General features: G+C 46.6%; 11 protein-coding genes and 1 other RNA gene. 3 read left to right on the top strand and 9 right to left on the bottom strand.

What is annotated here, in order from left to right; translation table 11 throughout:
- Positions 1-105 precede the first annotated feature (105 nt).
- Positions 106-502, top strand: a transfer-messenger RNA (tmRNA) gene (gene ssrA, locus C7B77_RS01340).
- Positions 503-772: 270 nt separating this feature from the next.
- Here the strand turns inward: ssrA and C7B77_RS01335 are convergent.
- Positions 773-1,624, bottom strand: a complete 852-nt coding sequence (locus C7B77_RS01335; protein ID WP_106299568.1) for a S1 family peptidase — start codon at positions 1,622-1,624, stop codon at positions 773-775.
- 109 nt (positions 1,625-1,733) lie between these two features.
- On the opposite strand from C7B77_RS01335, the gene C7B77_RS01330 reads away from it, so the two are divergent.
- Positions 1,734-2,543 carry a glutathione S-transferase gene (locus C7B77_RS01330; protein ID WP_106299566.1) on the top strand — a complete coding sequence of 270 codons (810 nt, stop codon included), beginning with the start codon at positions 1,734-1,736 and terminating at the stop codon, positions 2,541-2,543.
- A 128-nt stretch (positions 2,544-2,671) separates the two neighbouring features.
- Here C7B77_RS01330 and C7B77_RS01325 read toward each other — a convergent pair whose 3' ends face one another.
- The 6 genes from C7B77_RS01325 to C7B77_RS01295 all read right to left on the bottom strand — a co-directional run bounded on the left by C7B77_RS01325 (position 2,672) and on the right by C7B77_RS01295 (position 8,532).
- Positions 2,672-2,911, bottom strand: a complete 240-nt coding sequence (locus tag C7B77_RS01325; RefSeq protein WP_106299564.1) for a hypothetical protein — start codon at positions 2,909-2,911, stop codon at positions 2,672-2,674.
- 215 nt (positions 2,912-3,126) lie between these two features.
- Positions 3,127-3,726, bottom strand: coding sequence for a thioredoxin family protein (locus C7B77_RS01320; RefSeq protein WP_106299562.1), 600 nt, complete (start codon positions 3,724-3,726; stop codon positions 3,127-3,129).
- Positions 3,727-4,002: 276 nt separating this feature from the next.
- On the bottom strand, positions 4,003-4,878 hold the full coding sequence (locus C7B77_RS01315; protein WP_146138136.1) for a hypothetical protein: 876 nt from the start codon (positions 4,876-4,878) through the stop codon (positions 4,003-4,005).
- Between the two features lie 464 nt (positions 4,879-5,342).
- Complete coding sequence (locus C7B77_RS01310; protein ID WP_106299558.1) at positions 5,343-5,861, bottom strand: Ycf51 family protein; 519 nt, start codon at positions 5,859-5,861, stop codon at positions 5,343-5,345.
- Positions 5,862-5,998: 137 nt separating this feature from the next.
- On the bottom strand, positions 5,999-6,478 hold the full coding sequence (gene sufU / locus C7B77_RS01300) for a Fe-S cluster assembly sulfur transfer protein SufU (protein ID WP_106299556.1): 480 nt from the start codon (positions 6,476-6,478) through the stop codon (positions 5,999-6,001).
- A gap of 194 nt (positions 6,479-6,672) precedes the next feature.
- Complete coding sequence (locus C7B77_RS01295) at positions 6,673-8,532, bottom strand: polysaccharide biosynthesis/export family protein (protein ID WP_106299554.1); 1,860 nt, start codon at positions 8,530-8,532, stop codon at positions 6,673-6,675.
- A 554-nt stretch (positions 8,533-9,086) separates the two neighbouring features.
- Between C7B77_RS01295 and mnmA the strand changes: the two genes are divergently transcribed.
- Complete coding sequence (mnmA, locus tag C7B77_RS01290) at positions 9,087-10,154, top strand: tRNA 2-thiouridine(34) synthase MnmA (protein WP_106299552.1); 1,068 nt, start codon at positions 9,087-9,089, stop codon at positions 10,152-10,154.
- On the opposite strand, the gene C7B77_RS01285 is transcribed toward mnmA, so the two are convergent.
- Both C7B77_RS01285 and pstB read right to left on the bottom strand, forming a co-directional pair.
- Complete coding sequence (locus C7B77_RS01285) at positions 10,135-11,304, bottom strand: AI-2E family transporter (RefSeq protein WP_106299550.1); 1,170 nt, start codon at positions 11,302-11,304, stop codon at positions 10,135-10,137. The two genes, mnmA and C7B77_RS01285, sit on opposite strands and share 20 nt — an antisense overlap.
- A gap of 180 nt (positions 11,305-11,484) precedes the next feature.
- Positions 11,485-12,288 carry a phosphate ABC transporter ATP-binding protein PstB gene (pstB, locus tag C7B77_RS01280; RefSeq protein WP_106299548.1) on the bottom strand — a complete coding sequence of 268 codons (804 nt, stop codon included), beginning with the start codon at positions 12,286-12,288 and terminating at the stop codon, positions 11,485-11,487.
- Between the last annotated feature and the right edge of the window lie 74 nt (positions 12,289-12,362).

The raw sequence follows: 12,362 nt of genomic DNA, 5'->3' as shown, positions 1-12,362 counted from the left end.
TGGAATTTACAGTAACCAACGATCGAATATATCTCCAAACTACGAACTCCCAACTCCCAACTCCCGTCCCCAAATCCCCAAAATTACTATATAATAAAAGAACTTGGGGCTGTAAAGGTTTCGACGTGTTGGCGAAAGCTGCACTGTGATACAGGTCGAGAGGGAGTCTACTCTCGTTAATATCGGCTCAACTAAATACAAATGCAAACAACATTGTACCTTTCGCTCGTAAAGCCGCTCCTGTAGCTGCCTAAAAACACTTAAGATTAATTTCTAAGTCCGAGCATTTATAGTATGACTCCGTTAAATACTATAAATAACCCTCAACGGATGCTCTATCTAATCGTCTCTGGTAGATTAGACAGCTAAGAACCACCAGAGCATCCTGCGACCTGGGATAATAGGTCACTCCCGTCTAGAGGATTAGATAGACTATACCTGTGAACGAGCGGAAAGTTAATACCCAGGGCGGACGGCAGTTCGACTCTGCCCAGCTCCACTTCCAACCCAAACCCCGATCGATATTTGTTTCGATCGGGGTTTAGTTTATAGAATTAGATCTTGGGTCAAAATAAAGCTACTAGAATTTTAGTGAATAGTGAATAGTCGGTACAACGTTGGTGCTGGTTTTCGTGACTCTGCAAAGTTTCGCTGTCTTGTCTGCATAAACCGTCGGCAAAGCCGACGTTGGCACAGCCAATCCGAAGGGGTTACGCGCATCCACAACCCAAATTAGATAATATTCACGATTCACTATCCACGATTCACTATTCTACAAACTAGCATAATCTTTGACAAACTCGATCGGAATCGCCCAGCTAGAATTATCAATCTGCTCTTGAAGTGCCTCGCTGACTGTCGAACCATTTTCGAGTGTTTCGGGAATGTCCCAGAGGGGATTGGAATGAAGGCCATTGATGCCGACTAATTCTCCCGAACGATCGATCGCGGGGCCACCACTCATGCCTTTTTTAATCGCGCGATCGAAGCCAATTCCATAGCCACCAGTAATGGCAATCGGCAAAACTTGAGTAATTGTACCATCAACTATCTCTAGCCCCCAAGGAGCCTTAGCTTTGGTACTCGCCACCTCAGCGGATTCCGATCCAGTAAGTGGAAACCCTGCCGACCAGATCCGATCGCCAACTTTGGGACTACTACTAGCTAAAGTCGCGATCGGATAATTACCCTTTGCACTTTGAAACCGGAGCACGCTTAGATCGCGATTTTGTCCCAAAGGTGGCGGTAGTAGTGTGGCAGCATAGACTTGCCCATCGGGAGTTTGAATTTGGAACGGCGAGGAAGCCGCTTGAATGACATGGGCATTGGTGACCACAGTATAGACTTGTTGCTGTCGCTTTAGCAGTACTCCCGAACCGATAGTTTCGCTATTTGCCAACACCTTGACCGAGATCGCTCGCAATCGCTGCTGTAATTTCTGCTCTTGGATGGCTGCATACTCAGCTTTGCCCCAAGGCTGAGTCAACATTCTCGGAATGACGATCGTCAGTGATGTTACGAACAACATCGGTACCACCCTTGCAATCCAGTATTGCCATTTGGCAGATGCTACTCGTTCGGTGGGCGTTTGCTTGGCGGAATCGGGTGGTGTGAGCTTAGACATTATAGATAAGATCGGAGTGAAAACCGTAAATTTATAGACATGTATTTCACTGTTGATGTTCTAGGATAAGTGGTAGTACTGTTGTCAATTCCGCTCGAACATAAAAGACATGCTGGAACTATATCAATTTGAATTATCGCAATTTTCGGAAAAAGTTAGATTAATTCTTGACTATAAAGGGTTAGCATACCGCAAAATCGAAGTCGTACCGGGAATGGGTCAACTAGAATTATTCCGGCTCTCTGGGCAACGACAAGTGCCCGTGCTCAAAGACGGAAACACGGTCATTGCTGACTCTACCGCTATTGCCCTCTATCTAGACAAAACTTATCCAGATCGCCCGATTATCCCAACTAATCCCCAACAAAAAGCAAATTGCTTGCTCTTAGAGCAATGGGCAGATCGCTCGATCGGTGGTGAAGGACGATCGATTTTATTAGAAGGCTTGAAAAATAGCAACCTACGTACTTCTATATTACCAACAGGTACCCCCGATGTCCTCAAAAATCTAGTCGGCTCGATCCCCAAAGAAGCGATCGATATACTGGGACTGGGGTTGGGCTTAACACCAGACGCGATTAAAGCTAGCAAAGCCGAAATGCACCGCAGTCTAGAATCGATCTGTATGCTGCTGTCACAAAATTCTGGTGCGTATTTGACGGGGGATACCCCTACTCTGGCAGACTTGACGGTAGCCGGATTGAGTCTAGTCCTGAAAATTCCTGAAGGCCCTTATCTAGATATTCCTTTCAATCTTAAGGGCAAAGGCGTCCCTGGTTTTGCAGACAATCCCGACTACGATCTGTTTTTCACTTGGCGCGATAAACTCTATGCGGATTTCCGTAAGCCGCATGTACCAAACATTAATAATAATTCTGGAGCCGCACCCGCCACACCCACGACGATCGCGATCGACTAATTACACTCGATCGACATCGCACGAGCGCGTGCGATTGGAACATCATCACACATAGCCGAGCTATCCCCGACTTTAAGAAGTTGGGGATATGTCCGAAATAGAGATCGTTGCCCGATCGCCAAATAGTACTATAAATTTACAGATCTGTGCGGTTGATAATCATGACAATCGATCGCTGCTTCCGAGCAAGCAAAATATGGATTGACAGTACATTTTAAATAACGACTATTTGTAAAATATTTACATTTGTAACAAGGAACTTGGTGTAGTCGTTTGACATTGCCAAAGCCGATTTGGCATTGACTAACAAACAGCCAGCAGGTGCTCAATACCAGACACCAAGCTAAAATAGCGTAGATTAAAATCATTTGTTAATTAAACTCCATCCGAACGTGTCGATCGATCTACTGAGTCCACAAATAGTAACATAACTATCCAAAATTGACGTTGGGGATTTAAGGAAGATTTACGCTCTGTGGCACTCCCCTAAAATAAAGGGAGGGGCAATCGATCGATTGCCCCTCCCTTTATTTTGAGGACAATTTATGCCCTAATTCAGCAATGCCTAAAATTACCTACTAACTCAGTCTTCAGCTCTAACACCTGTAAAATATTCGGGTTCGTTACCGGGGATCCACTTGATATTACAACCGATACTCGGGCGTTGATTGGGATCTACCTCTTTACCTGCTAAGAGTAACTCGATCGCTTGACGCAAATCCTGTCCTGTAACTGGTTTGCCATTAGAAGGACGACTATCGTCTAATTGACCGCGATAAGCCAGGTGTCGTTCGCCGTCGAACAAGAAGAAATCAGGCGTACAAGCTGCCGTATAAGCTTTCGCCACCGCTTGATCGAGATCGGCGCAGACGGGGAAATTAAACCCTTCAGAGTGCGCTAAAGCTTGCAGATGTTCGGGCGCATCATCGGGATATTTCTCGATATCATTAGAGCCGATCGCGACTACGGCCAAACCTTGCTTGGCATAATCCTTGCCGATTTGGGCGAGCTGGGTTTGAACGTGTTTGACAAACGGACAGTGAACGGAGATAAACATTACTAACAATGCTGGTTTGCCAGCAAATGTCGCTAGCGAAATGGGCTTCTGACTCACAACATCGGTGAGATTGAAGTCTGGCGCACTCACGCCCAAAGGTAGCATCGTCGATGCAGTTCTAACCATAATTAATATTTTCTCCTTGCATAGCAGCCAATTGCCTGCGAGAGATCTTGCTCGCAAGCGATCGATATCGCTTTGATGTCAGAGTATCGCCTGACAAAACAGTTAACGCTTACTAGCGTAGCTTAATTAGAACGATCGATTATCAAAAACCCGTCGGGAAACAACGGCTCGGCGTAGAATCGCAGCCCTCTGCCTCGAAGAAAAGCGCGCCGCCTAAGCGGTGGTCGCGCTTAACCGTCGGGAGACAAAGGCACAGCTTAGAATCGCTGCCTTCTGCTACGATCGCGATTTAACTGTATACAGAGGTACCAGCGATTGCAGTAAACCATTGGCTGCCTTGCCATACTCTTCTAGTTCGACTAGTTGCTCCACTGCATAAGTCATGCTTTCTTCGAGTTGAGCCATTGTCGGGTATGTTTTCAATACTTCCAATAGCAAATCGTCAAGCTGGTGTTCGCGCATCTGAGCCACTGATTGGCTGCCAAAATTAAAATTAGGCCGTAGCATCACCAGCAAAATTATTTTTGCTCGCAGTGGATTGGTATAGCTCATGACGTTTTGACGCAAGCTAAAAGACTCAGCTTCCCCAGCTTCTTCGTACTGTGATGACGATGGATCGTTCCCAAATTGACCATCTTCAGACAACTCTGGATCGTAATAAGTTTCGTAAGCAGATTCGTCTACATCATCGTCGATTGGGGTTTGGGCTTCAAATTGTTGAGTGGGTAATGGCGCATAGGCGCGCTGTAGCGCAGAAGGAACCACTTGGCTGGTAAAGGCTTGAGTAGGCATGGGTGCATAAGCCCGCTCCAGTGCAGAGGGGACGCCACCGGGCTGGCTGGCTGCCTGGGTTGATTCTGGTGCGTAAGCTCGCTGGATGGCCGATGGCACTGCGTTCGGCGATGAGTCGGGTTCTGCTTGCGGTATGGGTGTGGCTGGCGGTGGCGTCTGCTGCGGTCTACCGCCATGTTCCTGCCGAAATTCAGGATATAGTTGCCCGATCGATAGATAGATTACTTTAGCAATATCAATATATTGCTTGGGTTTATTTACTGTTTTAATTAGATTTTGTAATAAGACTCTGAATCGCTCTAGCGTAGTATTCTCTCTAATTAATTGTTCGATTAAATACTGAAAATTAATCGAATTCAAATAATCGATATCCTTTTCCCACCTACTTGTACACAAACAATACAGCATCTTTTTGATCCGCACTGCCTCTTGATGTCTATCTAGGTAGTTAACGACTTGTTGAAGTAAATTTGGGTCATTAATCCTCATGAAGTTAACCAGCTTTTATCTAAGTTTGAGTCAAACGATACGATCTAAAAATATTTCCCGTAACTAAAGTTATTTGGGAACATCATTATGAATTGGGGGTTGTGTCGGGAAATTTATCCCAGAGATCGTTCGGTTTGGTTTCGCAAAGCCTTTTAGAAAAAAGCACTGCTAGCATCCAGCTTATCGAGCGAGTCCCTCATCTAGCTATCGAATCCTCACGGTAGCGGCGATCCGAACGGTGATGGGAACAATTTCCATCGTCACAACTTCCCATATTATTCCCAGTTATCGGACATCGCTAACTAATAAATAGAATTTGGCAGGTTCGCTTGAGGCTAAGTTTTGGTTGAAGCTACTTTCGTCAGATTAGCTCGATCGATCCGGACGTCTAATTGGCCATCTTCGCCGCCACCAAGAGAGCGCGTGACTTCTCCTAATACTAGCGGTTCGGAAACGCCTGGACGCGGATGAACGACCGTCCGCGCACGCACTTTGAGCTGGCGATCGATCGCGCCAGATCGTCCATAAGAATACAAATCACCTGCGGCTTGACGTAATGTCGCATCTAGTCCAGCTTCGCTAATGGGAGTTTTGACCGCAATAGTCGCACGATCGCTGCCATTATCATAAATCAAGGAATAATGCAGCGCACCAGGGACGCTCGTATGCACGATCGGGACTAAGCTGAGGGCAAATAAACCAGCAGTGAGCACGCCCATAAATCCAGTCGCACCGACGAGTCGAAATTTGAAGCCCCATTTTAAGACTAAAGCCAGGATCGTCAGCACTGCTAAAGCAAGCGTGGCGATTCCCGACCATTGACAGTATTTGAAAAAGTCAGCAGTTGAAATCATCTAATTAGTTGATAGTTGATAGTTGATAGTTGATAGTTGATAGTTGATAGTCAATAGTTGATAGTCAATAGTTGATAGTGGATATTTAAGGATGCTTGCGTCCAAAATCCACAATCCACAATCCACAATCCGCAATCCTATAATTCTGCTTCGTTGCTAACAAAATCAGCAAGCTTGGCTTCTCCAGTCATTTGGAGTGCGGCTTTGAGCGTATGCCAGCCGAGATTGGCGCATTTAATACGGACGGGAAATTGAGCCACACCTTTCATGACGTTGAGTTTGCGTTGCTCTTTGGGAAATTCTCCTTCCCCTTTCATCATCTGTTGAAAAGTGCCGATGGCGTCTAAAGCTTCATCGATCGTTTTACCCACCAAGGCTCCAGCCATCAGATCGACCGAAGCTAGTGCGATCGCACAGCCTTCGCCTTCAAATTTAATATCGGTAACGCGATCGCCATTAGGATCTAGTTGCAATGTCAGTTCGATCGTATCGCCACAAGATGGATTGTGCCCTTTCTGATACCGATCGACAGGATTAGTTTTGCCTCGATGCTTGGGCTTTTTATAGTGTTCGAGAATGACCTGTTGGTACAGATCGCGCAAATTAGTCGTGTTCATAGCAAGTTAAGCAGATCGATCGATAACCGGATCTCTATTATCGTCGATCGCTACATGAGTAGCTAGTCGAAAGGGGAGGGTAGTTAGTTTCAGTGTCTAACTACTCTCCCCTACTAATTACGAACGGCGATTTGCTCGATCTCAATTATCCGAACTATCTACCACCCAAAAGATCGAGCAGACCATTAATTTCTTTAGAATCTGAGGATATTCAGCAGACCATTAAATGGTGTCAGAATCGTGCTGAAACCATCCCCAATCCGCGTGAGATTGTTACGTCCGATGACGATCGTATCGTTGTTTTGCAAACGCGGGTTAGTTTCCGGATCGATACCTCGGGCGAAATTGAGTTTGATCAACCGTTTGGTCACAGTCCCGTTGGGATTGAGACGGATAAAGTCAACCTCACTTTTGTTGGCTCGAACGTTTTGGAAGCCCCCTGCCAGTAGGATCGCTTGATTGAGTGTCGTATTGGGAGGTACTTCACGAGGACCGCCAGAAATACCAGCTTCACCGATGACATTAACGCGGATCGTAGCTGGCGAAAGCGTTGAAGATGAGACTAGCTCGACATCCTGTGCCGTCGAATTTTGAGCGACCGGAATGAAAATGCGATCGCCTTCTTGGATGATGATGTCCTGGCTGGTATCGCCTTGCTGAAGGAGCTTGAAGAGGTTGAGCGCGATCCGTTGTTCGCCAGTTCGGGTAGTCCGAATTAACTGAATTTGGCGAATGTCAGCAGTGGGTTTAATTCCGGCTGCGGCTTGAATAGCACTGGTAACCGTAGGAAGAGCGACAGTTCCGGTGAGCTGGGTATTGTTATTAGTGGTGTTACCAGCTCCCGTGACGGTATAAGTACCCGGACGATTGACTTCACCCACGACAACTACTTTTGGCGGACTGATTGCTTGTGGGCCGAGGTTCGATGCCGATACTAAATTGCTATTGACAGTATTGATTTCAGTTGCGGTCGGTAGCAGGATGGTGTCCCCATCTTGGAGGATGATATCTTGACCGAAGTCGCCAGCTTTGAGCAAATTGAGTAAGTTAATCGGTACGACTTGACCTGTACCCGTCCGCGTATTGCGGCGGACTCGGATCCGACTCAGATCGGCTGAGGCGGTACTACCACCAGCGATTTTGATGGCTTCGGTGAGCGTCGGTGGGGTGACGCGTCCGGCACCGCCGCTATCACCTTTGAGCGTATAGGTACCTGGCTTGCCAACTTCCCCGAGGATGGCAACTTTTACAGTAGCATCTTGATTGGCGAGGTTAGAACCTGCTAGTCTGAGTCGATCGGCAGCATTGACGCCTTCAGCCCGAGCGATGAAAATAGTATCGCCATCGCGCAAGGTAATATCTTGAGATGTATTGCCTCGTTGCAGAACGTCAAAGATATTCACCGATATGATTCGGCCTGTCGCCGCGCGGCGGACTTGGACTTGACGTAAGTTAGCAGTTTGAGTCGTACCGCCAGCTAATTGGATCGCTTGGCTAATGGTTGGGAACTTACGATTGTCTGCTGTAAACGGGATGGTATAGGAACCAGAACGGGTGACTTCACCTGCGATCGCAAATTGGACGGGACGTGGAGCCAAGACGCTAATTGTAACGATCGGGCGTTTGACGTAGCGAGAGAAATAAGCTGTTAATAATGAAGACGCTCTTTGGACTGTCAATCCTTGCACGGGAATCGAACCCACCACGGGCAGATTGACCGTACCGTCGCCCAAAACGAAAAACTCACCACTATATTCAGGAACGTTGAAGATATCGATTCGCAATCTATCTCCAGAGCCGAGGGTATAGGAGTCTGCAAAACTATTATTTTGAGGAGCGACGACTCTTTGTGCTGGCGGTTTGGCTTTGACGGACTTTTTGGCGGGAGCAGATCCGCCGATCTTGGCGGTCAGCGTTTTAGCTGGAGTCTTTGACTTACTATCTTTCGTTGGAGCTGCTAGGGTACCCGACTGGAGATTGACGATCGCCAGCACTGGCACTAAACCAACGATTACACTTTTGTATAGATAAGTCCGCAAACTAGCAGTTTTCATAAAGAATTTGTATATTATTTGCAATCTAAATTAAATAGTGGATAACCTAGTTTAGAGCTAAGGGATCGGTTTTATCCTCAGTGTTTTATCTTACCTCTAACAGATTCTAGTCCTAAACATGTCGCTCGGATGAGGTTTGAGTCAGAGATTTAGACAAATATGTCGATATGGACTCAACTAGATAGCTGGATGTCGGATTGGCTATAGAGTTGCAGGTCGAGCAGTCCGTGCGGGTTGTCAAACTGATACCCGATCGACGACGTCTAGGCGGAATTTGATGTTCCCCAACCGATCCCACCCAATCTGAGTGAAGATCTCGATCGAGGCTAGCTCGACTAACGCAACGATCTTCGCTTATTATGCCCACTCGATCGATCGAGATTAACGACACAACCCAATTTACTGTTTAGGCGTTAGAAATTTGGTGTCACGAGAACGTCTACGTTGTGCCTATCCCCTATTCCCTATTCCCTATTCCCTATTCCCTATCCAATCGCACTCAAAGGCGATCGGAAGTGTTAACGTAGAAATGGGCAAGTTATAGCAAAAATCTGATGTTGCCATCTACGAAAAAAGTTGTTGTGGGACTCTCTGGTGGAGTCGATAGTTCGGTGGCTGCGGCCATTCTCTGCGAGCGAGGTGATGATGTTATCGGTCTGACCCTATGGTTGATGCGCGGGAAGGGTCAATGCTGCTCGGAAGGAATGGTAGATGCGGCGAAAATTTGCGAACAGTTGGGCATCGAGCACAAGATCGTCGATAGTCGCGATACATTCGAGCAATATATTATCGATTATTTGGTGGCTGGCTACGAAGCTGGGATCACGCCATTGCCCTGTTCGCAGTGCAACAAGGCGGTCAAATTTGGCCCGATGGTAAAATACGCCAAAGCTGAGTTAGGAGCCGACTATATCGCCACTGGGCATTATGCTCGGATTACCTATGATGAGACTTTGCAACGGTACCAGTTGCGACGTGCAATCGATCGATCGAAAGATCAGACTTATTTTCTCTACGATCTAGAGCAAGATATTCTCGCGGCGACCATTTTTCCGTTAGGAGATACCCTCAAAACTCAAACGCGGGAAATTGCCGCTGGTTTGAATTTATCCACCGCTGACAAACCCGAAAGTCAGGATTTGTGTCTGGTCGAAAAACACGGTTCGATGAAAACCTTCCTCGATAAGTATCTCAACGAGCGTCCTGGCGAAATCGTCAATACTCAAGGAGCTGTCTTAGGCCAACATTTGGGCATCCACCACTATACGATCGGCCAACGTCGCGGGATCGGGATTGCCGCACCAGAACCGCTCTATGTCGTCGCTTTAGATGCGAGCAAAAATCGGGTGGTCGTCGGTTCGCGCGAGGAAACCCACGGCGGGGAATGTACTGTCGATCGCGTTAACTGGGTGTCGATCCCGCAGCCGAGCGCGCCGATCCGCGCTCAAGTTCAAGTCCGCTACCGTTCCGAAGCCGTTCCTGTCAGTGTAATTCCGTTAGATAACGGTAAGGTCAAATTGGTATTTGACGAACCCCAATTTGGGATTACTCCCGGTCAAGCGGCTGTCTGGTATGACGAGGATATCGTTCTCGGTGGTGGGATTATCGATCCGATCGGTTAGGATCGCTATTGCAGCGATCGCTAGATTCCTCGGTTGTCATCACGATTTCGGTTTCTAGCTGCGGATCCGGATATGAATCCGCTAGTTTGTCACGATCTCTGGCTCGACTTCTCCGGCTGAGTGGGGCTTGCCAGCGATCGAGAATATCCTCAATCAACACGGCATTAATCCAAATTTTGGCAACGACAGTCAAGGGGATGGCTAACAATAACCCTAAGAAGCCAAAAAAGGTCGTAAAAAAGACTTGCGCGATCAGCGTCAGGGCTGGGAGTAGCGATACCTGCTGCGCCATAATATATGGCGTGAGCAAGTTACTTTCAAATTGTTGAATTAGAAGATAAATAATCAAGATCGCTACTGCTTTCCATGGTTCGTCAAGTAAAGCGATCGACATCGGCAAGACAACACTCATAGTCGGCCCGACATTAGGAATAAAATTGAGTAGTCCAGCTAGAATCCCCTGTGCTAATGCTAGGGGAATTCCCAATCCAACTAAACCGAGCGTACTGAAGACGGCCACTACAATCATACTCAATAGTGCTCCGCCAAACCATTTGCCCAATGATACTTCGCACTCAGATAAAACGCCGTCGATCCGCTGGCGATAAAAACTGGGAAATAACACCACAAATGCTTGACGATAAGCCATGGGTTGCGCCAAAAGCATCAGCGTCAGCACGATCAGAAATAACAGATTGAGAATTACCGCCAGCGAGCTAGAAAATAGGCTCAAAGATTGTCCGGCTACAGATCTGAGCAGCGGTTGCACTTGTCGATCGAGATCGTTCGGATCTGGCAAGTATGGCACCAGCGCAGCCGGAACGTAAGACTGGAGAATCGTCCGCCACTGCGTCGCCGATTTGAGAATTTGGGGAAACTGGGTTGTCGTTAACTCTTGGAATTGACTGATAAATGGGGGGACGATGAGAATAAAAAAGCCCACTAATACAGCAATAAAAATCCCGATCGCTATTAGGACGCCTGCTGGACGTTTGAGCTTGAATTGATGCTGAAGTTTTCGGGCTAGCTTATTGAGAGCTGTGGCTAATAATATTGCTGCAAAAACAATTAAAAGTACTTGACGAATTTGCCACAATATGTATAAAGACAAAGCTAAAGCCAAAAATCCCAGCCATTGACCTAAGAGCATAGTTGACGATCGAGAAGATATCATTAACATCATATCCCCGACCTCTTCAAGAAGTCGGGGATATTTACGTAGTTTAGCAGTTAGGCGCTAGGGAAACCGCTAGGTCGTCCCTGTCCGCTAAAGCCTAAAGCCTAAAGCCTAAAGCCTAAAGCCTAAAGCCTAAAGCCTAAAGCCTAATTATTAGCCAAATCGACCCGATACATAATCATTGGTACGACGATCGACTGGGGATGAGAAAATTTGCTTGGTTTCGCCAAATTCTACCATCCGTCCGATCCGACTTTCGTCGGTACTAAAAAAGGCTGTATAGTCAGAAATCCGCGCTGCTTGCTGCATATTGTGAGTGACGATCGCGATCGTCAGATCGTTACGCAAACTGTGCATCAGGTCTTCAATTTTTACTGTCGCGATCGGATCTAGTGCGGAGCAAGGTTCGTCCATTAGCAATACTTTGGGCTTAACGGCTAGAGCGCGTGCGATACACAATCTTTGCTGTTGTCCTCCCGACAACCCCAATGCCGATTTATGCAATTTATCTTTGACTTCGTTCCAGATTGCAGCACCTTGTAATGAAGATTCGACAATATTGTCTAGTTCCCCTCGCTGAACTTTTTCTTCACCGATTTTGACACCATAAGCAACATTTTCATAGATACTCATGGGAAAAGGATTTGGCTTTTGGAATACCATTCCCACTTGTCTGCGTAATTGATTGAGGTTGACTTGGGGGTGATAAATGTTTTGACCGTAGAGCTGAACTTCGCCTTCCGTTCTAACTTTCCCCTCTAGTTCGCCAATCCGATTGAGTGCTTTAATAAAAGTAGATTTACCGCACCCGGAAGGCCCGATAATAGCAGTCACATGATTTTTTAAAATACTCATGTTGATGCTTTCCAATGCTCTCACCGTGCCATAGAAAAAGCTGAGATTATTGACTTGAATTGCTGTTTCCAATTCATTGAATTGTGGGCTTACTTCTTTCATATAAAATAAATTTCTAATAAGTCTGTAAATAACTTCCTATTAACCTTATCTACCTCGATTAGATAACAGTCTCG

It is taken from the genome of Chamaesiphon polymorphus CCALA 037 (genome assembly GCF_003003845.1).
Taxonomy (GTDB): domain Bacteria; phylum Cyanobacteriota; class Cyanobacteriia; order Cyanobacteriales; family Chamaesiphonaceae; genus Chamaesiphon; species Chamaesiphon polymorphus.
Note: the sequence above shows the minus strand (reverse complement) of the source record. Positions and strands in the feature narration are given on the sequence as shown.

Excerpts from the sequence above, each read along its gene's own strand:
- C7B77_RS01310 (WP_106299558.1), bottom strand. The coding sequence starts at position 5,861 with ATGATTTCAACTGCTGACTTTTTCAAATACTGTCAATGGTCGGGAATC.
- C7B77_RS01285 (WP_106299550.1), bottom strand. The coding sequence starts at position 11,304 with ATGCTCTTAGGTCAATGGCTGGGATTTTTGGCTTTAGCTTTGTCTTTA.
- C7B77_RS01325 (WP_106299564.1), bottom strand. The coding sequence starts at position 2,911 with ATGATTTTAATCTACGCTATTTTAGCTTGGTGTCTGGTATTGAGCACC.
- C7B77_RS01335 (WP_106299568.1), bottom strand. The coding sequence starts at position 1,624 with ATGTCTAAGCTCACACCACCCGATTCCGCCAAGCAAACGCCCACCGAA.
- sufU (WP_106299556.1), bottom strand. The coding sequence starts at position 6,478 with ATGAACACGACTAATTTGCGCGATCTGTACCAACAGGTCATTCTCGAA.
- C7B77_RS01320 (WP_106299562.1), bottom strand. The coding sequence starts at position 3,726 with ATGGTTAGAACTGCATCGACGATGCTACCTTTGGGCGTGAGTGCGCCA.
- mnmA (WP_106299552.1), top strand. The coding sequence starts at position 9,087 with ATGTTGCCATCTACGAAAAAAGTTGTTGTGGGACTCTCTGGTGGAGTC.
- pstB (WP_106299548.1), bottom strand. The coding sequence starts at position 12,288 with ATGAAAGAAGTAAGCCCACAATTCAATGAATTGGAAACAGCAATTCAA.
- C7B77_RS01330 (WP_106299566.1), top strand. The coding sequence starts at position 1,734 with ATGCTGGAACTATATCAATTTGAATTATCGCAATTTTCGGAAAAAGTT.
- C7B77_RS01295 (WP_106299554.1), bottom strand. The coding sequence starts at position 8,532 with ATGAAAACTGCTAGTTTGCGGACTTATCTATACAAAAGTGTAATCGTT.